This window comes from Picosynechococcus sp. NKBG042902, from assembly GCF_963864045.1.
Lineage (GTDB): Bacteria > Cyanobacteriota > Cyanobacteriia > Cyanobacteriales > MRBY01 > MRBY01.
Genome location: NZ_CAWLTV010000072.1, coordinates 74,523 through 95,947, shown reverse-complemented (window position 1 = coordinate 95,947; position 21,425 = coordinate 74,523). Strand labels below are relative to the sequence as shown.

Annotated in this window: 13 protein-coding genes and 2 tRNA genes; 8 read left to right on the top strand and 7 right to left on the bottom strand. The window is 48.1% G+C overall.

Features of this window, described 5'->3' with window-relative positions:
* The first annotated feature begins 507 nt into the window (after nt 1–507).
* Together AACR41_RS10710 and argC are read left to right on the top strand one after the other, a co-directional pair.
* Complete coding sequence (locus AACR41_RS10710; RefSeq protein ID WP_041443573.1) at nt 508–762, top strand: hypothetical protein; 255 nt, start codon at nt 508–510, stop codon at nt 760–762.
* Between the two features lie 158 nt (nt 763–920).
* Nucleotides 921–1,979 (top strand): N-acetyl-gamma-glutamyl-phosphate reductase, encoded by a 1,059-nt coding sequence (argC, locus tag AACR41_RS10705; protein WP_012307707.1) that lies wholly within the window; start codon nt 921–923, stop codon nt 1,977–1,979.
* Here the strand turns inward: argC and AACR41_RS10700 are convergent.
* Entirely contained in the window at nt 1,976–4,225 is a 2,250-nt protein-coding gene (locus AACR41_RS10700; protein WP_030006648.1) for an ATP-dependent helicase, read from the bottom strand. The genes argC and AACR41_RS10700 overlap by 4 nt on opposite strands.
* 398 nt (nt 4,226–4,623) lie before the next feature.
* Between AACR41_RS10700 and AACR41_RS10695 the strand changes: the two genes are divergently transcribed.
* From AACR41_RS10695 to AACR41_RS10685, 3 genes are all read left to right on the top strand, one after another.
* On the top strand, nt 4,624–5,751 hold the full coding sequence (locus tag AACR41_RS10695) for a septal ring lytic transglycosylase RlpA family protein (protein WP_223209892.1): 1,128 nt from the start codon (nt 4,624–4,626) through the stop codon (nt 5,749–5,751).
* A 37-nt stretch (nt 5,752–5,788) separates the two neighbouring features.
* Nucleotides 5,789–6,772 (top strand): ABC transporter ATP-binding protein, encoded by a 984-nt coding sequence (locus AACR41_RS10690; RefSeq protein WP_030006646.1) that lies wholly within the window; start codon nt 5,789–5,791, stop codon nt 6,770–6,772.
* A gap of 203 nt (nt 6,773–6,975) precedes the next feature.
* The gene (locus AACR41_RS10685) at nt 6,976–9,915 is read left to right on the top strand and encodes a calcium-translocating P-type ATPase, PMCA-type (protein ID WP_030006645.1); all 2,940 of its coding nucleotides are present in this window, start codon (nt 6,976–6,978) and stop codon (nt 9,913–9,915) included.
* A gap of 6 nt (nt 9,916–9,921) precedes the next feature.
* On the opposite strand, the gene AACR41_RS10680 is transcribed toward AACR41_RS10685, so the two are convergent.
* The 3 genes from AACR41_RS10680 to AACR41_RS10670 all read right to left on the bottom strand — a co-directional run bounded on the left by AACR41_RS10680 (nt 9,922) and on the right by AACR41_RS10670 (nt 11,525).
* Nucleotides 9,922–10,398 (bottom strand): Spy/CpxP family protein refolding chaperone, encoded by a 477-nt coding sequence (locus AACR41_RS10680; RefSeq protein WP_198161459.1) that lies wholly within the window; start codon nt 10,396–10,398, stop codon nt 9,922–9,924.
* A 108-nt stretch (nt 10,399–10,506) separates the two neighbouring features.
* Nucleotides 10,507–10,929 (bottom strand): hypothetical protein, encoded by a 423-nt coding sequence (locus AACR41_RS10675; RefSeq protein ID WP_030006643.1) that lies wholly within the window; start codon nt 10,927–10,929, stop codon nt 10,507–10,509.
* Nucleotides 10,926–11,525, bottom strand: a complete 600-nt coding sequence (locus AACR41_RS10670) for a sigma-70 family RNA polymerase sigma factor (protein WP_030006642.1) — start codon at nt 11,523–11,525, stop codon at nt 10,926–10,928. Before AACR41_RS10670 ends, AACR41_RS10675 begins: the two co-directional genes overlap by 4 nt.
* 147 nt (nt 11,526–11,672) lie before the next feature.
* Here AACR41_RS10670 and AACR41_RS10665 point away from each other — a divergent pair.
* A tRNA-Asn gene (locus AACR41_RS10665) sits at nt 11,673–11,744 on the top strand.
* A gap of 179 nt (nt 11,745–11,923) precedes the next feature.
* A complete protein-coding gene (locus AACR41_RS10660; protein WP_030006641.1) occupies nt 11,924–14,317 on the top strand; it encodes a transglutaminase TgpA family protein in 2,394 nt (797 codons plus the stop codon).
* A gap of 2 nt (nt 14,318–14,319) precedes the next feature.
* On the opposite strand, the gene AACR41_RS10655 is transcribed toward AACR41_RS10660, so the two are convergent.
* Together AACR41_RS10655 and AACR41_RS10650 are read right to left on the bottom strand one after the other, a co-directional pair.
* Nucleotides 14,320–14,406: transfer RNA gene (locus AACR41_RS10655), tRNA-Ser, on the bottom strand.
* 296 nt (nt 14,407–14,702) lie between these two features.
* Nucleotides 14,703–16,748, bottom strand: a complete 2,046-nt coding sequence (locus tag AACR41_RS10650) for a SpoIIE family protein phosphatase (RefSeq protein WP_030006640.1) — start codon at nt 16,746–16,748, stop codon at nt 14,703–14,705.
* A gap of 613 nt (nt 16,749–17,361) precedes the next feature.
* Here AACR41_RS10650 and AACR41_RS10645 point away from each other — a divergent pair.
* Complete coding sequence (locus AACR41_RS10645) at nt 17,362–20,052, top strand: DUF3131 domain-containing protein (RefSeq protein WP_223209891.1); 2,691 nt, start codon at nt 17,362–17,364, stop codon at nt 20,050–20,052.
* Between the two features lie 87 nt (nt 20,053–20,139).
* On the opposite strand, the gene AACR41_RS10640 is transcribed toward AACR41_RS10645, so the two are convergent.
* The gene (locus tag AACR41_RS10640) at nt 20,140–21,222 is read right to left on the bottom strand and encodes a hypothetical protein (protein WP_223209890.1); all 1,083 of its coding nucleotides are present in this window, start codon (nt 21,220–21,222) and stop codon (nt 20,140–20,142) included.
* Nucleotides 21,223–21,425: the final 203 nt, after the last annotated feature.

The window sequence follows — 21,425 nt, the reverse complement described above, 5'->3', positions numbered from 1 at the left end:
ACATTCAACGAAAATAAAAGCCGCAATTAGGCCGTATTTTCCCGAACCAATTAAGATCTAAAATAGATCGACCCACTTAAGGGGGACTCCCCAAGGCAGCGCCTAAATGGCATTCTGCTTGGGCTTAAGGGGTTATTACTCTGTGTAGAAAACTAAAGTTTCAAAAAATTTAATTATCCCTATCCAATTTCATCCTAACATCTAACCCCCCCCTCCATTCAAGGGGGAATTTCCAGGATAGGGTCTTTTGAGGGGCTAATGAAACTCATTTATGCCCACAATGATCACCCTTGTTCCTAGGACAAATATCGTTCATTTGTACCTAATCATGGGGGGGTGAATCAATAGATTTTGGCGCGGTTGTCCTGGGCAACAATCCGTAAACTTCTATGGCAGATCCTGATTTTTGGAATATTTTCTGTATCATTAAATACAAACATTGCAGTGATTAGGCTGGCTAATCATCTATGCTCTGTATCTCAAATACTCGTCTCGGAGAAAATCCTGATGCAACGCACCCCTTCCCTTGATTTATCCAGTATTCGCTACTGCCCCAACACAACGGAACACCCCTTTGATACGACTTTTGCGCCGGCCCAAGCAAACAGTGATTGGGTTAAGTTAGCCCAAACCCCTGAGGCGATCGCCGAAGAAGAATATGCGCTTTTGCTATGTCCCCACGGAGAACAATCCTGGGTCGCTTGGCTCCCGTCCCAAGGGGAAGTTGTGCTCCACCAAGATCAACTGTGTCGCTTGATTTAGGGCCAGACTGATCGGCGAGTTTACCTCCGAATGACAACGGTTTTTCTTGGCCACGGTGATGGCGCAAAATAAAATCGGTTGTCCTTAGCGTTTCCCTGTACAATTGCAGCCAACAAGGGCGATCGCCCCCAGGCAATGTTCAGGTAATAGCAGGATTTATGAGCAGTTCGGAAAAGGTTTCGGTCGGGATTGTCGGCGCGTCGGGCTATGGCGGAATGCAACTTGTCCGTCTGCTAAGTGATCATCCCCAAGTGGAGCTGACCTATCTAGGGGGCAATAGCAGTGCCGGAAAACCCTACGCAGAACTTTATCCCCATGTCGGCCACCGCATCAAAATGATCGTCGAGCCCATTGATCTCGATGTGATTGCTAGCCGTTGCCAGGTGGTTTTTCTCGGTCTGCCCAATGGCTTGGCCTGTGACCTTGCCCCCCAACTGATCGAACGGGGTTGTAAAGTCCTTGACCTTTCGGCTGACTATCGCTTTAAGGATCTCGATACCTATCAGGCTTGGTATAAAACAGAACGCACTGACCAAGATACGAATGCGATCGCCGTTTATGGTCTGCCAGAACTCTACCGGGATGACATTCGCCGCGCCCAACTGGTGGGTTGCCCTGGTTGTTATGTCACTGCTAGCCTCTTGGCCCTGGCCCCCCTTTTCAAACAGGGCTTGATTCAGCCAGAAACCGCAATTATTGATGCCAAATCCGGCACATCCGGCGGGGGTCGCCAAGGGAAAATTAATTTACTCTTAGCTGAAGCCGATGCTTCCCTGGGAGCCTATGGAGTAGCCTCCCACCGTCACACGCCAGAAATTGAACAAATTTGTAGCAAACTCGCCAGCCAAGATATTCGCGTGCAATTTACGCCCCACCTCATCCCGATGCCCAGGGGCATTCTGGCGACGGTCTACGCAACCCTCCGGGATCCGGGTTTGGTGCGCGATGATTTACTGACCATTTACAGCGCCTTTTATCGAGCAGCTCCCTGTGTAGAAGTTCTACCCAACGGTGTTTATCCCCAGACGAAGTGGGCCTGTGGTACAAACCTCTGCTATTTGGGAATTGAAGTAGATCACCGCACGGGCCGCGTCATTGTGATGTCCGCCATTGATAATCTCCTGAAGGGTCAGTCGGGCCAAGCCGTCCAATGTATGAATATTATGCTGGGCTGGGAGGAAACGGCAGGCTTACCGCAGTTAGCGTTTTATCCTTAAATTTTTCCTTGTAAAACGTCAAAAATTGGACAGGGTTTCTGGGACTGCAATGAACTTTGGTGGGGTTTAAAGGTACTCCAGGAAAAGGGAGCTTGTTTAGCCGCAGAAAGCCACAGGAGTCGTTTGGCGCGGGTCATGGCCACATACAGAAGTCGATATTCTTCTTCGGTTTTAAGCTGTTGGGCTTCTTGCCAAAGGGTCGCAATCGTCGCTGGGGTCGTTGGCGATCGCCCCTGATCTTGGCCATGGACAAAATGACGAATTTGGGCCCGGGCCACCTGCGCCAGGTTGTAATCGCCGAGGAATTGCGCCCCACTAGGCACCCAACTCATGCCGGGGATTTCGGAGTCGTGCAAAAAAGGAATAAAGACATAGTCCCAATCTAAGCCCTTCGCCTTGTGCATGGTGATCACCGTAATTTGCTGCGGGCGAGTGTAGCGGGCGTCGGTGTCGAGTTCAATGCCTTCAAAACCATCCCGGAGGAGCATCTCAAACACTTCGAGGGTCTGGCGTAGATTTTTTTGACCCTGGGTTTGCTGGGCGATGCGTTCGGCGAGTTTTTGCACCGTGGCGAGTTCGACATCGCGATAATCTAGGGTCATCGCCAAAAAGGGCAGTAGCTGATAGTGGGGCAGTTGCCAGCGCGCCTGAAGCAGTTGAACACAGAGGGTTTGGGCGGCCTGGGCGGGGCCAGAGGCGAGGGCCGGGTCGAGGGGGCCTGGATAGAGAAATTTTTCGGGATAGGTAGCGAGACGGGCTAAATCCTGGGTGGGGATTTTTTGGCGATCGCCTAAAACATCGAGGGCACCCTTCAAGCAGTCAGGGGAGTGGGGCCGTTCCAGAAACCGCAGAATTTGATAAAGCTCCAGCACTAAGTGGTTAGCATCATTACCGCTGCGGGCGTCATAAAGGCGAATCGTTGTTGGCTGAAATCGCGCCCTTAATTGCTCAATGACAAATTTAGCCTGGCGTTGTTTGCGCACGAGAATTGCTGCACTGTGGTCTGGGTTTGCGGTTAATAAAGTTTCGAGGCGATCGCCAAGTTGTTGCACCGTCGCGTAAATATCCTGGGGGTAATGGCGTTCTACCCCCGCGCCAATGGGATCAGGATTGGCATTTTGTTGGGGGTCATGGCTGGGCACCGGGAAAATTTCTTGCCAGCGAAACGCAAACCGATCCGGCGGTGAAAGGGTGTGACTGGCCCAGTGGAGCATCTGATTCGCCGCAATGATAATTGGCAAGCTAGAGCGGCCCGCGTAGTGAATTTCGGCACAGTCTACGGCCTGACAAAAGCGATTGAAATAAAACGGGTCAGCGGGGGTAAAGGTGGAATTGATCGCCTGATTTGGATCGCCCACCCGCACGAGGTTACATTCTCCAGATTCGGGAGCTGTGGCCAGGAGGCGAATCAATTGCTCTTGGAGGGGACTAGAATCCTGGGCCTCGTCTTCAAAAATTCCGTAAATTTGTCCCTGCCAATATTGCTGTAACTCCGGCTGTTGCAGCACGCGGATTGCCCCTAACACCAGATCGTCGTAGTCAAGGACATTGTTCTCCTGGAGCAGTTGTTGATAATTCTGATAAATGCCAGCGGCGATCGCCAAGGATTGGTAGGGATCGTCCAGGGTTTCTCCCAGTTTGGCTACGGCCTGGGGCGAGAGATTAGAACTTTTGCTTTCATGGATCACCGTATGGGCAAGGTCTGGCAAAATTTCTGTGCTGAGGGCAAAGCGGCGGCGCAGTTGCTCCGTTTTTTCCTGATCAGAGCGTGCTCCCTGACAAAGACGTTCATATTGTTCCCCATGGGCTTGAATCCACTGCTCAACGGCGGCGCGGAGGATGGGGTGATTTGCGGGAATATCCTGGAGAGAAAGGCTATCTAGATCCACGCCAGAAACCTCCGGGTGCCGACTAGCAATTTGCAAGGCTAAACCATGGATCGTTTGTACCGAAAAACCCACGATAGGTAACTGGGCGGCCTTGAGGCGGGTCAAAATTTTTTGCTTAATCCCCTCGGCTGCGGCTCGCGTAAAGGTCACAATGACTAACTGTTGGCCGTGGTGCAAAGACTGCCGGGCAAGGGTGAGGACAGCGGCAACGGCTAGGGCATGGGATTTTCCGGAACCGGGAACGGCGGCGATCGCCATTTCTCCAGACCGCCATTGGGCCAACGCATCTTGGCCAGGGCGGAGGCCAGCGGCCAGTTGCGTTAAAAATTGCTGTTGATGCACACTAAGGTGGTTCATGGGTCTCACTTACTGCCTGGAAGTTTTGTAGCAGAACGAACAAAATAGCGGGATTTTAAATTAGCTTTCGTTATCAGTGGCGATTTTTTGCATTAGTAAAAACATTAAATAAGAAATCATAATGTCGTGTTAACCAGAGATTTGCCCAGCGGTGCCTAAAGGTGGTCACAGTAAGCGCCTGGAAGAATTTTTGGGATGACGGAGAGGGGGATTTCCCGTCAATTCAGCCTCGGATTGTCGCTGAAGGCCAACTTTTTTCGGAAATTCATGGGCTATAAAACATAGAGCAATTTATCTGATGAACCTGCAATGTGACGCGGCACCTAAAACCCAGTTTCAGATTATCTCTGCTAAACAATGGGTGCTGTCTGTGATTTTTAGCTTTTCTTTTATTCTGTATGCATTTACCGAAATTCACAGGATTATTATCTACTTTGGGCGCTTCCCTGGTGATGGGCCTCGGCGCGGCAGCCGTTAACCTCGCTCCCTTTCAAACTAAGGCGATCGCCACCAGTGCCGACCCAGTCAAAACAGTGAGCCTCAACGCCCAACGGGAAACCCTGGCCGAAAATCCCCTGTGCCGTTTAGCGAGTACCCTGGATAAGGCCCCGGAAGCGCAACTCGTGGCCGATACAAACCCGGAACAACTCACGCCCCAGGTCTCTAAGTGGTGGGCCTTTAATTTATTTCAGCGATTTACCCAAAGTCTGGGCCTCGATGCTTTACTCCAGTTAGAAGTGCCGCTGGCCACTGCCCCCCTCGTCGCGGTGGTGCCTACGCCGGAAGCAATACCCCAAGCTGCTGCTGAGTCTGGGGCACAGCTGATTAGCTACGACGCAGACCGCCCCACCACCAACCCCCAAAGCCATCAACTTTGGCTTCAGAATAAGCCCGTTGCCACCATTCGTTCCCAACAGGAGGCTGAACGGTTGGCCCAACGCCTTGAACAACTGGTGGCGATGGCGGAATTCCAAGCCACGGCGATCGCCCCGACGTTACATGAAGACAAACCGGCGATCGCCTTTGGTGATGACATTCTTTTAGTTGTGGACGAAACAATTACCCATGAGGACGTTCTCAACCATGAGATCCTCGCTATTCAGTGGGCCAATAATCTTCGCCTCGCCCTCGGTGTGCCGGCGCTGGATATGGTCACCGCCCAGCAGCAAATGTACCAGCTCGAAGAAACGGGTCAATCCCTCGAAGGACTAGCCTCCTGGTATGGCCCCTACTTCCATGGTCGCCTGACGGCCAATGGGGAAACCTACGACCAATATGCCCTGACGGCGGCCCACCCTTCGATGCCCCTGAATACCTACCTCAAGGTCACCAACCTCAACAATGACCGGAGTGTAATCATCCGCCTTAATGACCGTGGCCCCTATATTCCGCCCCGGAGCCTGGATTTATCCCTCGGTGCCGCCCGCTGTCTCAATAGCGTGGAAACGGGTGTGATTCCTTACAAGGCCACGATCATGGAACAAAAATCGCCCGAACCAGAGGCGATCGCCCCTGATATGATCTAGGTCTATCTTGAGTGCTGCCTAGGCCCGTTCCCTGACCATGCCAATTATTGAAGTCGATTCCCTCAGTAAAATCTATCCCGTCGCCCTCAAGCAACCCGGTTTTAAGGGAACCCTCAAACACTTTTTCCAGCGGCAATACCGACAAATTAAAGCCGTTGAGGAGATCACCTTTAACATTGAACCCGGCGAAATTGTGGGCTTTTTGGGGCCAAACGGGGCCGGCAAAACCACGACCCTCAAAATGCTCACGGGGCTAATTTATCCTTCCACGGGGGTAGTACGTGTGGCAGGGGCGATTCCTTTCCAGCGGCAGCGGGCGTTTCTCAAGCAGATCAGCCTAGTCATGGGGCAAAAACAACAGCTCCTTTGGGATTTGCCTGCCCTCGATTCCCTCCGCATCAATGCCGCCGTTTATGACATTCCCGAATCTGTTTTTGAGGAACGCCTAGCAGAACTCAGCGCGATGCTCTCCCTAGAAGGGAAGCTGACCCAACCCATGCGCAAACTCTCCCTAGGAGAACGGATGAAGGCGGAACTCCTGGCCGCCCTATTGCACCATCCCCAGGTGCTCTTTTTGGATGAGCCGACCCTCGGTTTAGATGTAAATGCCCAGGTGGCGGTACGGGACTTTCTGCGGGAATATAACCAGCGCTATGGGGCGACAATTCTTTTAACCAGCCACTACATGGCGGATATTACGGCCCTCTGCGAGCGGGTATTGCTCATCTACCAGGGAAAACTGATCTACGATGGCAATTTAGAAAAGTTACTGGATCGCTTTGCGCCCTATCGAGAAGTGCGGGTCGAATTAACAGAAACCTATTCCCGCGAAGCCCTGAGTTTTTTTGGGGAAGTGGAACACATCGATGGTCAAGCGGTACGTTTTTTGGTAAAGCGAGAAAATTTGACCCAGAGCATCGCCAAAATCTTAGAAAATTTGCCCGTAGCGGATCTCAGCGTCAATGATCCCCCCGTTGAAGAAGTAATTGGCCGGGTGTTTAGTGAAGGCATCGTCGCCTAGGGGCAAAGTACAGCATTTTTTCGGTGATATTTTCAAAAAGGCGATCGCCTTTCTGATTTCTAGAAAAAAAGGGCTTAGGGCAGTAACCCAGAGACTAAATTTTTCTAACGTTCCCCCCCATCGGCCAAAGGGTGAAACCTACCATAGGAGTAGAAGTAGCGACCACTACCGTAAGGGTCAGCCTTTTCCCAGCATTACTACCTATGACTATTGCATCTCCAGGCGATCGCCATCTGCCCTATGCAGGGTTGACGGCCGCACAAGTTCAGGCGAATCGTGCCGAATATGGCGCCAATGTTTTAACCCCGCCCCAACGGCGTCCCTGGTGGCAACTTTTTTTAGAGAAATTTACTGACCCGGTGATTCGCATTCTGATGATTGCGGCGGCGATCGCCCTTGCGGTAGGGGTGTTGCGGGGCGAATATGCCGAAGGTCTGGGGATTATTGTCGCGATCTTGTTGGCTACCGTCGTTGCTTTTTTTAATGAGTTTAAAGCGAACCAAGAATTTGCCCTCCTCAACCATGTTTACGATCAAGTCATGGTCAAGGTGATTCGCGAGGCCCAGTATCACAGTCTGCCGCGCCAGGATTTGGTGGTAGGCGACATTATCTACATCGAACAGGGCCATGAAGTTCCCGCCGATGCCAAAATTCTTGAAAGCGTTTCCCTTCACATCGATCAAGCAAAACTCACGGGGGAATCAGAACCCGTTAACAAATCAGCCCAAGCGGATCCTTTCCAGGTAGAAGCCGAGCAGTCCGCTTACCCGTTTAATTGTGTCTACCGCAGTACCATCGTCACCCAGGGCCATGGTTTTTGTGAGGTCATTGCCGTTGGCGATCGCACTGAAATTGGTAAGTTAGCCCAAGCGGTGGCCACCGTTGAAGATGATCCCAATACGCCCCTCAATCAACAACTCGAAACCCTGAGTAAAGCAATTGGGGTGGTGGGCTTAACTGTCGCCATCTTGACGTTTATTGCCCTATTGATCCGGGGTCTCCTCACCCAAGAACTGAGGCTAACAGGCTCCCAGGGTTACGTGATGGCCTGTTTACTGGGGGCGATCGCCATGATGTCAGCACCCGTGTGGCTGCCGGTGCTCGAAGATGGCCAAGAACTACTCGAACGCTTGGGGAAGTTACCCGAAGTTTTCGCTGTTCCAGCCCCGGCGGCCCTAAAAAATACCCCCTTGATGTTGCTTGGGGGTAGCCTCTGGTTAGGAGGCAGTCTCGGCTATGGTGTTGCTACCCACTGGCTGTCCCCCACAGTGAGAGAATGGCTCCCCCTAGATGTGGGGCTGGCCCTCCTCAATTACTTCATGGTGGCCGTGACGATTATCGTGGTGGCTGTGCCAGAAGGACTGGCCATGAGTGTCACCTTGTCTTTGGCCTACAGTATGCGCCGCATGACCGCCGAAAATAATCTGGTGCGGCGGATGCATGCCTGTGAAACCATTGGCGCAACCACCGTGATCTGCTCCGATAAAACCGGAACATTGACCTGTAATCAAATGCATGTCCATGAGACCTGTATCCCTGGGCTGGTGGAGGCTGAACCGGCGCAAGCCACCCATGTTCGTCAGGTGCTCGCCGAGGCGATCGCCGCTAACAGTACCGCCGACCTAGAGTACGCCACCCAAGCGCTGCCCACGGTCATTGGGAACGCCACAGAGGGAGCCCTTTTACTCTGGCTCGATCAACAAAACCTTGACTACCTCGACTACCGTTACAATTTTGACCTCAGTTCCCAGGGGGCATTTTCTGCCGAAAAAAAGTACATGACCAGCCTCGGCAAATCGCCCATTTTGCAGGAGGAAGTTCTCTACGTTAAAGGCGCTCCAGAAGTCGTACTCAAACGCTGTGATTATCAATTAAGTGCTGGTGGGGTTATGCCCCTCACCGAACGGGCTGCCATTATCAAAACGCTCCAAGACTACCAAAGCCGGGGGATGCGGACCCTGGGTTTTGCCTATCGTCCCCTGGGGGATCTCAAGCATTTTAAAATCACTGAAATCGAACGGCACCTGGTATGGCTTGGTTTTTTTGCGATTATTGACCCCCTGCGGGATGATGTCCCCGCCGCCGTTAAAGCCTGTCTCCGTGCCGGCATTCAGGTCAAAATTGTTACCGGTGATAGTCCCCAAACGGCGAGGGAAATTGGCCGACAAATTGGCCTCTGGCATCAAACCGAAGAGGTTAACTTTAAAGCCTTGCACCTGACGGGGCCGGAGTTTGCCGCCATGGATGATGACACCGCACGGGAAGCCGTGAAGTCCTTAAAGATCCTCTCCCGCGCCTGCCCCCTAGATAAATTACGCTTGGTGAAGTTGCTCCAACAATCGGGAGAAGTGGTTGGTGTGACGGGGGATGGGACGAATGATGCGGCGGCCCTCAAACAGGCGCAAGTGGGGCTTGCTATGGGAAGTGGTACGGCGATCGCCAAGGAAGCCAGTGACATTATTCTTTTGGATGATTCCTTTAGCAGCATTGTGAATGCGGTGCTCTGGGGGCGATCGCTCTATGAAAATATTCAAAAATTTCTTCTCTTTCAGCTCACCATTAACGTGGTAGCCCTGGGGACAGCTCTTTTGGGGCCATTTATTGGCATTGAGCTTCCCCTAACGGTGACCCAAATGTTGTGGGTCAATTTGATTATGGATACCTTTGCTGCCCTGGCCTTAGCCACGGAACCGCCCAATCCAGAAGTCCTAGGGCGATCGCCCCGCCAAGCTGAGGCATTTATCATCACCGGGGCTATGGCCAAACAAATTGCCTTCTTAGGGTGTGGATTTCTGGTGCTGATGGTAGGCATTTTGGAATATGAAATGCGCGATGGCACCATCAATACCTACGAGCTTTCCGTCTTTTTCGCGATTTTCGTCTTTCTGCAACTGTGGAATTTATTTAATGCCCGCTGTTTTGGCCTCTCGATTTCTGCGTTTACAGGGCTCTCGAAAAATCCAGCTTTTAGCGCGATTATTGCCACCATTTTTATCGGTCAAGTGGCCATGGTGCAGTGGGGAAGCAGTGCTTTTCGTACCGTCCCCCTGGCCTGCCGCGATTGGCTATGGATTATCGGAGGAACCTCTTTTGTGTTGTGGTTCGGGGAAATTTGGCGCAAAGTGCAAGGCTCGTCTCAATAATTTTGACTACTGCCGCCAGCCAAACCAGCTCCGCCACCGTTGGAAGCGATCACCCTGGCGTTTTTGGGCCATGTGCTGCGCTAATTCTGCCCGTTGGGCGGGGGTGAGCACTTCACGAATGTCTAACATCTGCCGGAAATGGAGATCTGCTAAATCTTGGCGTAGGTTTGTAATGGTACGGTGTTGGGCCTCTAATTGATTGCGGGAAGTCGTGCTATTGCGCATTAATGTCCGCATGGTATTTTTTGCCTGTTGAATTGCCGCCCGTTTGGCCCCCATTTGGCTACGGTAATTGGCGCGGATTCCTTGGATTTGTTGTCTCTGGGCAGTACTGAGGTCAAGCCGATCAACGAGATCTGCTTCCCGCTCATCCCCTTGGCTCATGAGGACTGGTGCTGGGGCAACGGTGAAGTGGGTGGCTTTCGTGGTTGAGTCGGCGATCGCCATTTCCCCTGTCAACGAGAGGGCCACCGCAGAAGCCATTAATACTTGTTTTTTAAACATGATTAAAATTCATCTCCAAAACTAATCACAGATTCCGCTAGGACGGCATTAGCCCAGTGTTGAAATTTAGGAATGTTTTGCGAAGCACTAGGGATCAGTATTGACAACAAAATCAACGTACTCGTAGGACAGTTCCTGTTCTTGGTAAAGGTGTTCCCCAAAGGAGTAAGACCAGCTTTCTTCAAGAAAAGCCTCCAGTTCTTCATCGGCTCCCCCGGCGATCGCCTGTGGCTGGGGTTGTTCAACTCTCCCCCAATACTGTTGCGGCATCACCTCCGGCAGCGACCCAAATTCCTGGTGCAGTTGTCCATGGCCAACCACGAGCACAAGCCCGGCAGCAATCACTGTCGGAATCCACCATTTCCCCTGGGACGAAGCTGTCAGGTTTGACGGTTCTGTTTGGTTGAGTCGCGCCAAAAGCCTTTCTTCATGATCCCCTGGTGGCGGTGGCCCGTAGGGTTCGTGGTTCTTTAAAAACCGAATTAAGTTGTCATGGTCATGGAAATTCATAGACTGACTCCTTGGGTTTCTAAAAACTGACGCAGCGATCGTCGGGCATGGTGGAGGCGAGATTTCACCGTTCCTGGCGGAATCCCAAGAATTTCAGCCACCTCCTTTTGGGGCAGATCCTTGAGATCATGGAGCACCAAGACCGCCCGGTGTTCCAAGCTTAGCGATTGCAAACCCCGCTGCACCAAATCTTGATAATAAATTTGACTCAGCCCCTCCGGCCCTGGATCTGCCACCGCACCAATTTGCGCCTCTAAGCCTGTGATTAAGGTCATCTGCTTCGCAAAGCGTCGCCGTTGATCCGTCGCCACATTCCAAGTAATGCGGTACAACCAGGTGGCAAAATAGTCCGGATTTTTGAGGCGCGGGAGTCCCTGCCAGGCCTTTAAAAAAACCTCTTGAACTAAATCATCCAAGAGCGCCACCCCACAGAGTTGATACAGAGTAGACCGTACCTTTTGGTGATAGCGTCGGTACAGGATTCGGAAACTTTGGCGATCGCGCCGCCCCCGAATAGACCCTATTTTCCCTTGGCAAAGACAAACCAATTCCCTATCCGAAATGGCAGTAGGGTGGTCAACAGCTTGATCGGGCATATCCCTCTCCAGTCATCGCACGTCCCTTTAGACTGAACCTTTACCCAAAAAGTTCAACCGGCTCAAAAAAAACTTGAACCAAGGTATTGCCAAATCCAAAAACTGTGGCTACAATGTTAAACCGTTGGAACACAACGCGCTGCACAATCCTCAGTAGCTCAGCGGTAGAGCGGTCGACTGTTAATCGATTGGTCGCAAGTTCGAATCTTGCCTGGGGAGTACAAAAAATTAAATCACCCGCTAATCGAACCACGGAATTTCGGATTTTATCGGTTTACGTCAGGATTCAAAAGAAACTGTAGGTTGCTGTTCTGCTTTATAGCGTCAGTGGGATTTATGCTGAATCTGAAGGATAAGGGTAGTCTAGTAGAAGGTTTTTGATTTCCGCCTACAGCACGATGACATCACCCTCTTCCCAACGCCTCAAACCGAAATCCTTTGCGGATTTAGTGGCCCAATTGCGTAATTTTCCCAAACCCCAAAGCGAAGATTCCGTACTGCTACGGGCCTTGGTACAGCTATTGGTGGTTGTCGGCATTATTGCGACGGATGTGGCCTCAGAAGGAAACATGATCTGGTTTGGCTGGCCGATCAGTGTTTTAGCGGTACCCTTAACGCTCCTGGGGGGAGTCTGGAGTTGGCAAAACCGTCAGAAGGCGAATGTGGGGGCAAAATTTTTTATTGCCATCGGCATGTTGGGCATGCTGTTGCTCTTTTTCCGGAATCTGTATGCCAATTTAAACGATACGCGTTTGGTGCTGGCAGAGCTCCTCATTCAACTGCAAATTCTCCATAGCTTCGATTTGCCCCGCCGAAAGGATCTAGGTTATTCGATGGTAATCGGCCTTATTTTGTTGGGGGTGGCAGGCACTGTTTCTCAAACGCTAACCTTTGCGCCCTGGTTAATTCTATTTTTGGCGATCGCCCTCCCTGTTCTAGTTTTAGATTACCGTTCACGCCTTGGCCTAGCTGGCTTGGAGACGATCCTTTGGCCGCAGCGCTCCAGTGCCCGTAAAGGTCGCGCTGACCTCCTGAGAAATTCTCCCCTGTCACCCAAACGCCTGGGCGCAATTTTGGGGATCACCTTGGTATTGGGCTTGGGACTCTTTAGCATCATGCCCCGTTTTCCTGGCTATCAACTCAGCACCTTGCCTGTGAGTTTGCCCGCCGATGCCCCTGAAAATGAACGTTTTAGCCCGACTAACCTTAGCCTCGTCAATCCCGGTTACGAGAATCCTGGCGGCGAAGGGAATGAAAACGCCGATGGTGCGACCTTTGGGAATAGTCCGGGTATTGGGGCAGGCACGGGTGAAGGTAGTAGTCCCAGCGAAGGTCAAGGGGAACTCGATAAAACTCAGTATTACGGTTTCAATAGCAAAATCAACCAAAATCTCCGGGGTGAGATGGAAAAGGTGCTGGTGATGCGGGTGCGATCGCAGGCTCCTGGTTTTTGGCGCGTGATGTCCTTTGACCGTTACACAGGCCAGGGCTGGGAAGTCACCAATGCCGATGATTTGCAACTCACGGAGCGTTCCCGCTGGGCAGGACGTTTTTTCCTAACGCCTTTTATCCCCAACCCAGTGGAAAAGAAAAAAATTATCCAGAGCTATACCGCCGTTTTGTCTTTGCCGAACATTGTCCCGGCGATGCAGTATCCGACGGAGCTTTATTTTCCCACGGCGGAGATTGGCCAAGATCCAGAGGGTAATTTGCGATCGCCTTTGGGACTTTTAGAAGGTCTAACCTATACCGTTGTTTCTAAAGTACCCTACCGTAACCGGACGGAATTGGCGGCGGCAGGGACAGATTATCCGCCCTTTGTCACCGAGAAATATCTAGATGTCCCCCCAGAGATAAAAGCGGAGGTACGGGCCGTTGCCGAGGAAATTCTCTCCCAGGCCAATAGTCCCATCACTTCCCCCTACGAAAAGGCCCTCTATCTCGCCCAAGGGTTGAAGCAACGCTTCCCCCAAGCCCAAGAAATTCCGTTCTTCGCAAACGATGAAGATCTTGTTGAGGCCTTCCTGTTCAAATACAAGGGGGGCTATGCCGACCATTACGCCACAGTCCTTACAATCATGCTGCGCTCTATTGGGATTCCGGCTCGGTTTGCAACGGGATTTGACCAGGGGGATTTTAATCCATTTACGGGCTATTACCTCGTCCACAATACCGATGCCCACGCTGTCACAGAAGCCTATTTTCCGGGTCAGGGTTGGTTTGCGTTCAACCCCTTACCAGGCTATGAAGTTGTGCCGCCTTCCTTTGAGGATGGTGGTGCTTTTGGCGTATTGAGATCATTTTGGCGTTGGGTTGCGGGTTGGGTGCCGTCGCCGATTCTTGGCTTCTTTGAAGGGTTATGGTTTACCACCCTGAAAATACTAGGCTACGTGGTTTCGCGGTTGTGGGGCTTTGTTTCCAGTGGCCTCGTTGGGGCCATTACGGGGGCGATCGCCGTTGCCGTCGCCAGCATGGGCGGTTGGTTTGTCATTAAACAAATTCGCAACTGGTTCCAACGACGCCGCTTTGCTCGATTACCAATGATGGAGCAGCTCTACCAACAAATGCTCCTGCTGCTCCAAAACAAAGGGCACCAAAAACAACGTACCCAAACTCCTTGGGAGTTTTTGCAGACGATTCAACCACAATATCGTCCTGAAACCTTAGAAATTTTGACGGAACTGACCGAAGCCTATGTCAACTGGCGCTATGGTGAACAGCCTGCCAATACGGACTACCTCCGGCAGCAACTCAAACGCCTACGACGTTCCTTTTATCGGGGTCAATCCTAAAACGGAGAGGGGGGGATTCGAACCCCCGACTGAGTTGCCCCAGTAACGGTTTTCGAGACCGCCGCATTCAACCACTCTGCCACCTCTCCAGGGGCCTAAACTATTCTAAGCACAATTCAGGGTCTTGGCTAGTCCGATTGCCATAAAGAACCCAAAAGTTACTGGCTCCCCGCAAGCACTCCGGGGTCAATAGTTCATTTGTTCTATGATTGTATTAATGATGGGTTACTCTTTCTCTGACAAAAGGTAAAATTCAAACGATTCGGTATTAATTCATTGTAATTTTTTACGTCATCGGAGTTTTTGAGTTTGTTTTTTTGAAAGCTATTTCTTCGAGAAATTTAGTTTTAAAATGACGTGACCTAAATACATGAGATATTTTTGATTAAAATATTATTTCCATGATTGAACAATCATCCTCCAACTCGTAGTCATAATTGAGATTGTTGATTTGTTGAAAAAGAAATTGCAAATCGGGTGATGAATGTGATCGAGCATAGGACAAGATTAACTGACGCCAGTTTTGTAGGCCAAATATGTTTTTGTTTTCATTGACAAAAAATTCATAGGTGCCATCGCTAAAAAGGAAAAGTCGACTTTCTTTTGTTACTTCAATTTCAGCCGATATAAAAGGAAAGTTAGAAAATAACCCTACAGCAATATTGCCTGAATTTAGACCTTGAACTTCATAATCTGCTTTTTGTTTATTTGGGGTCAGAAGAAAAGCCTCAGGATGACCCGCTGAAGCATATTTCAAGATATTAGATTTTTTATTTAAAACACCATACCAGATAGTGAAATAATCTTCACCACTCTCATTAATTTGAAACAATCGATTTAGATTCCCTAAAACAATTTCAGGCTCATACAAATTCATTTTTGTATAATCCTGTTGACGTAGGATGTTTAAAATTGATACTGAAAGCAACGAAGATTTGATGCCATGGCCTGCGACATCTAAAACATAGAACATCAGGTTCTCTGGATCAAGCCATACATAATCAAAGATATCTCCACCAAGGGCATTGGAGGGCTTAAAAAGTGTTTCAATTTGTACTGAGGAGTGCGTCTTAGAAAGGGTTTCATGCGGCAATAGTGACTCTACATAATGTGCCGCCTGATCAAGTTCAAATTGCAGTAGATCATTTTTTTGTTGTAGTTCTTTTTCGATTTGTTTTCTTTTGAGGTACTGTCCAATTTGTTTTCCTAAAACCTCTAAACCCCTTGAGAGAATATCATTTCTTTTTTGTTGTTTTGTATCAAAAAAGACCATTAAGCCTAGCGTTTCTTGGCTATGGTTAAGGATGCAGTTTTGAGCATATTTAAATGAAATGATCTGGGAAGATTGATGCGTACTTTCGACCTCGAGGATTTCTTGTTGAGACTGGACTTCACTGATGTGAGATGTAATATCATAAATACTTTCCATCCAATCTTCTAGATAAAAAGAATCAGGCGCATTGTTTGAATTTTTGATTTTATATTTTTTTAAATGCCAATGAACAGTTTTTTTTAATTCTTGTTTTTGGGGATCTAATAGCCAGAATTCTGCAAGGGAAAACCCTAAATTTCCGCTAATTGCTTGTAATATGTATTGAATGGTTAGATTGGTACTGTCGGAGCGGGAAATAATTTTGTTAATTATATGTTCCAATCGACGATATTTTTCATTATAAAAATCTTTAGTAATATCGTATAGTCTGCCAGCGATTCCGGATGATTCTAGTGATTTTTTATCGATTTTTCCGGAAATTTGAATATTTACCCAACGAACTTCTTCTAGTTTCGTAATAAAACGAGTTTTATAGGCCCTTATCTTGCTATTTCCTAGTGCTTTTTGCAGCTTTGTTTGATTATGATTTTTCTCTTTGGGATGAAGAAAATCGAGAAAATTTTGACCAATTGTTTCATCTGGTTGATAGCCCATGATTTGATACCAAGCCGGATTCACAAAAGTAATATATCCCTCTGGAGTAAGGTGAAATAAAACCTCTTGAAGACTGCTTACAAGTGTTTGATATACTTTTTTACTGTCGCGTAGTGCTTGTATTGTATCAACAAGTTCTAACATATGTTGAATCCGTCCAAGCAAGACTGAAGTGCGAATGGGTTTTGTAATAAAATCACTGACACCTATTTGAAATGCTTTATCGATAGATTGATTATCTCCAAGGGAAGTTAACATCATTATGGGAGTATCTTTGCCCTGTGGAAACTCTCTAATAATCTGACAAAAATCAAAGCCGTCAAGTTCGGGCATCAAAGCATCTACTAAAATCAAAGCTGGCGATCGCTCTTGAAAGAGTGAGATCCCTTGCTCTCCATTTTCCGCTTCAATCACTCGATAATTCGCTTTGATTAAAATATGTTTAACTAGCTTTCTGGATAGGGCATCATCATCAATGAGAAGGATTTCGGCGGCTGGTTGCATTTTTGTTTAACAGGACTTAGTAGATAACATAAAAAAGATATGTGTATATTGCGCTGGAGTAATCCAGGCAGGCTAAAGCAGTTATTTGTTTTGTTTAAAACTCAGGATTGATATTAGTATCAGACTTTGTTAACTAGAATGTTTTGATTTTTAAAATATTGTTATACTGTCATTTTAATAAAAGTAAGCCAATGAGGCTAAGTCATCAAGAGTATTAATTATTTTTACGTATTACTTGACACTTGGTGAGGATGTTTTTTTGATTTATGGATGATGAGAATTTTGAAGCTCCCCCCACAATATTAGTTATAGGTACCGTAATTGCAGGGGTGCTATCTGGTATCGGACTGATTATTCTCTTGGAATACTTAAGTAAAAAAATTCCGCCCCAGCCAAGTTCAACTTCTAATCATCGAGTTATCTCAATGGTCATACCCTGGAGTGATTACTCTTCGTCTTCATTTTTCAGCCAGCCTCAATCTAAGTGCGACTGATATTGCTTTTCTATTATTTGAATTAAGAGCGCATGTCTTTTTCTTACATGATTCGCAGATCTAAGGTTCTTCTCGTTTGTCTGGTTTTCGGTCTTTTTTTATCCTACGGGCTAAATTTTATGCCAACTCCACTGGTAAAAGCGCAATCTGCTCCAGAAATGTGTGGGGCGATCGCCATACCTCTGACCCCGGAAGAGCAAAAATATGCTCAGTCTGCTTGGCAATACTTTGTCGATAATGTACAACCCAGTACTGGATTATCAAATGCTGCTGGGAGTTTCCCAGCTAGTACGATGTGGGATTTAGGTAATTACTTAATGGCCATGAATGCGGCACGGGGGATAGGACTGATCAACCAAGAGGACTTTGATAGTCGATTAAATCAGTTTTTGACGAGCCTCGCCGAACTGCCACTCTTTGAAAATACTCTGCCCAATAAAGTCTATAACAGCGCAACTAAAGAGATCGTAGACTATGGCAACAATGCCATTGAACGAGGCATTGGCTGGTCTGCCCTTGATATAGGCCGTCTCCTTGCTGCTTTTCATATCGTCCAAAGGTGCCATCCTCAATATTCAGACTGGATTTCTGGCATTGTTTCAAGTTGGAATGTTGCGGAGTCCGTTGAAAATGGCAGCCTCTATGGTGCAATGGTTTTACCCGACGGCTCGACTCTCAAGGTACAGGAGGGGCGGCTTGGCTATGAGGAATATGCAGCCCGGGGTTATTCTCTCTGGGGATTTGAGGTACCAGCGGCGATCGCCCACGAACCTTTTGAATTTGTCGATATCTATGGTGTGCAAATTCCGGTTGATACCCGCGATTACTTTGAGACTAATGCTAATAACTACGTCGTCAGCGAAGCCTACATTTTAGATGCCATCGAGTTTGGCTTACAGGGAGAACGGGCAGATCACGCTCGTCGGGTATTTGAAGCGCAGAAACGGCGTTATGAGGAGACAGGACTGTTGACCTCTGTTTCAGAAGATAATATTAATCAGGCCCCCCACTTTCTCTACAACACAGTTTATGCCAATGGTCAGCCCTGGGCTGTAATCACAGAAAACAACGAAGCATATCCAGAACTACGCACTCTCAGTTCAAAATCAGCATTCGGTTGGCGCTACATTTATCCCGACGATGCCTATGCCCAGAAAGTTTTTGACCATATCAAAGACAGTACAAATTCCGGTAGAGGTTACTATGCGGGGATTTATGAGTCGGGCCTCTATGATCCGCAGCCGCCCCTCAACGATATTTTGACGGGGAATACCAATGGGTTGATCCTTGAAATTCTCTATTACAAAGCCAGGGGTTTTAAACCGATGGTTGAGGGACAAAGCTCAGTCCCTAGCTCCTCTGCGCCAAGGGTTTCAGTTGCTCCCATTGCGCCACCTACCAATAGTGCTACGGTTAGTTGTGCGCCCCAAGCTGAAGAAATTGATGTGGCGGCGATCGCCCCCGTGCGCCCAGTGAAATCCAGCAATTGTCCTGCCCCAGGCGAGGAAATAAATCCGGCTGATCGTCGTCACGCAGAAATCGCCTGGCAATATTTTGAAACCAACCATCGAAAAACAGGTCTGGTGCCAGATCGAAGCGATTTAGAAGGCATAACCGCGTGGGGAATGGGAGATTATTTGGCTGCACTCCATGCGGCCCGTACCCTTAATATAATTTCCCCAGAAACCTTTGATCAGCGCGTGCGCCACTTTCTCGGTGCCTTGCAAGAAATGGAGCTATTTGGGGCGGAGTTGCCCTACCGCGCCTATGATACTTTGAACCTGAAACCCATCGACTATGGTGGTAACCACAGCAACAATGGTTGGTCTGGTTTAGATCTGGGTCGGCTTTTGACCTCTCTCCATGTTTTAAAAACTTGCCACCCAGAATATCAAGAGGCAGTCGATCAGGTAGTTTTAGATTGGTCGTATCTACGGGTTGTGCGCGATGGCCAAGTTGCGAATATCAGTGTGGAGAAAAATAACCGGGGCAGACAACAGCGTCTCCAAGTTCAGCCAGCTCATCTGCTTGGTTATGAAGAATATGCTGCGCGAGGATTTCAGCTTTGGGGTTTTGATGTCCATCGTTCTGCCATTGGGGATGATTATGTAACCCAAACGGTTGCTGGGGAAAAAATTCCTGTGGCGCGCTCTCAAGTAAACCAGGGTCAACAACAGAAGAGAGCCAGCACTATCACGAATCCCTTTCTGCTTTATGGTTTGGAATTTGGTTTTGACCCCCAAAGGCGTAATTTTATTAACAGTATCTATCGAGCAGAGGCAAAACGCTATGGAGAGACGGGGAAGTTGAGCGCATCGGGAACCACACTGATTCAGGAGCCCCCCTATGTGATCCACAGTACGGTCATTAATAATGGGAAGCCTTGGGCCGCAGTGGATGACGGGGGAAACCTGGTACCACAAGGCCGTGTTGTCAGTACGGCGATCGCCTCTGCTTACCATGCGTTGTTTCCAGATGATGACTATGGGAAAACCCTATGGCAAGCAACGTTAGACCTATACGATCCAAACCTAGGCTATTACGAAGGTTTGTACGAAGAGAGCGGACAGCCTAGCCTCGGACTGACCAGCGGTACAAATAGCTTGATCCTGCAGGCTTTGCTCTATAAATACATGGCTCAACAACCGATTATCCGACCCCATCAAAATCTAGAAAGTCGCTGGTGGCAGGAAATCAAAAATGGCGATCGCCATGGCTTAGGACTCCCCAGTCGGAGCTTTCCTCGCATCGAACTTAAAGGGACTGGAAATCGCCAATATTGGGATCTCAAAACTAATGTAAATGACTAACTATAAACGTCTCATTTTTATTTCTATTTGTTAAGTAGAATCTTCTTTTTTCGTGTCTCAAAATCTCAGAAATCATTAGTTAAAAAATCAAAGCTGTACCCGCAATATTGTTCTCCATGTTTCGCTATTATATCGACTGTTACTGTTGTCTCCTAAAACATTACTAAAACGATAATCTAGATCCCAGAAAATATCTTCAGCAAGTGTTGTGGTACAGCGACCACCATAGCCATATACAAAATCCCATTGTCCTTGGAGGCGTTGCTGGCCAACAGATGCGGACAAATTACAATCCAGCCAGGAAAAAATATTTTTATTCCAAATCAATTCACCATTGATAACAAGAAAATCTTCTGGTGAAAAATAGCCACTTTCTATTTCTTTATCTTCGCGATAACGCCAGTTAAAAAGATTCGCTGCTAACTGAAATTCACCGCTAGTATGTTCTAATCGACTAAAGGATTGTTGTTCATGATTGCCATCACTGTAACGACCCCAACGAAGCAAACTAAAAAAGCTTGTATCTGGAGAAATTTGCCAGAATAGATTGGGGCCATAACGCCAATTTGTGATTTCATTTTCAACGGTTTTTGCATTAAATTTATAGGGAGCATGTTCGACAAAAAAAGACAAACTGGCTCGTTCACCGATATTCACACGGCTATTGGCCCGAAAACTAAGAGCTGGCGTAACGCGATCAAACCAATCAATTCCAGTCCCAATAGCACTCTCTAAACCAGCAATTTTTCCTTCCCAATCAAACTGTAAAGGAATATTTTGGATCGAATCAATCTCTGGTTGCTGGAATCGATTAAAGCCACTTGTCAAACTCAGGCGATCGCCATTAGGTAAAGTACCAGTAATGCTGGGTTGAATTAAAAGATTATCCTGCTCAAAATTGGTGGTAAAGTAGCGAAAATCTATGGTGACTGATTCCAAATCCCAAAAAGATGTTAGATTTTTTGTCTGTTGTTCTTCATTGTCTGTAGAAGAAGTCTCAAAAATAGTCTGTAAATCTTCCGTTACATCTTCAGAGGATGTAGATGTTTCTCGTAAACTAGGGTTTAAATTTTGCGGTGCCGCTAGATACCAAACCTTTTTTATCTCTCGTTCTTCCCTCTGGATTGGTACTTCAATCGGGGTGGTATTGCTGTCAATATTCAGTAACATAGTGAAGATAGACAAAATGATTTATAAATATTTTTCTTAACAGAGATTATAAACTGTTTTTTTGGATGTAATATAAACTCAATTTGAGTGTGACTTGTCTAAGGAAAGCCATAGGCAATAAAATCACTGCTAATACATACTAACTAAATGAGTAAGCAAATGATCTATCTAGAAAAGATCAAGTCAAAATTTAATTGGCTATT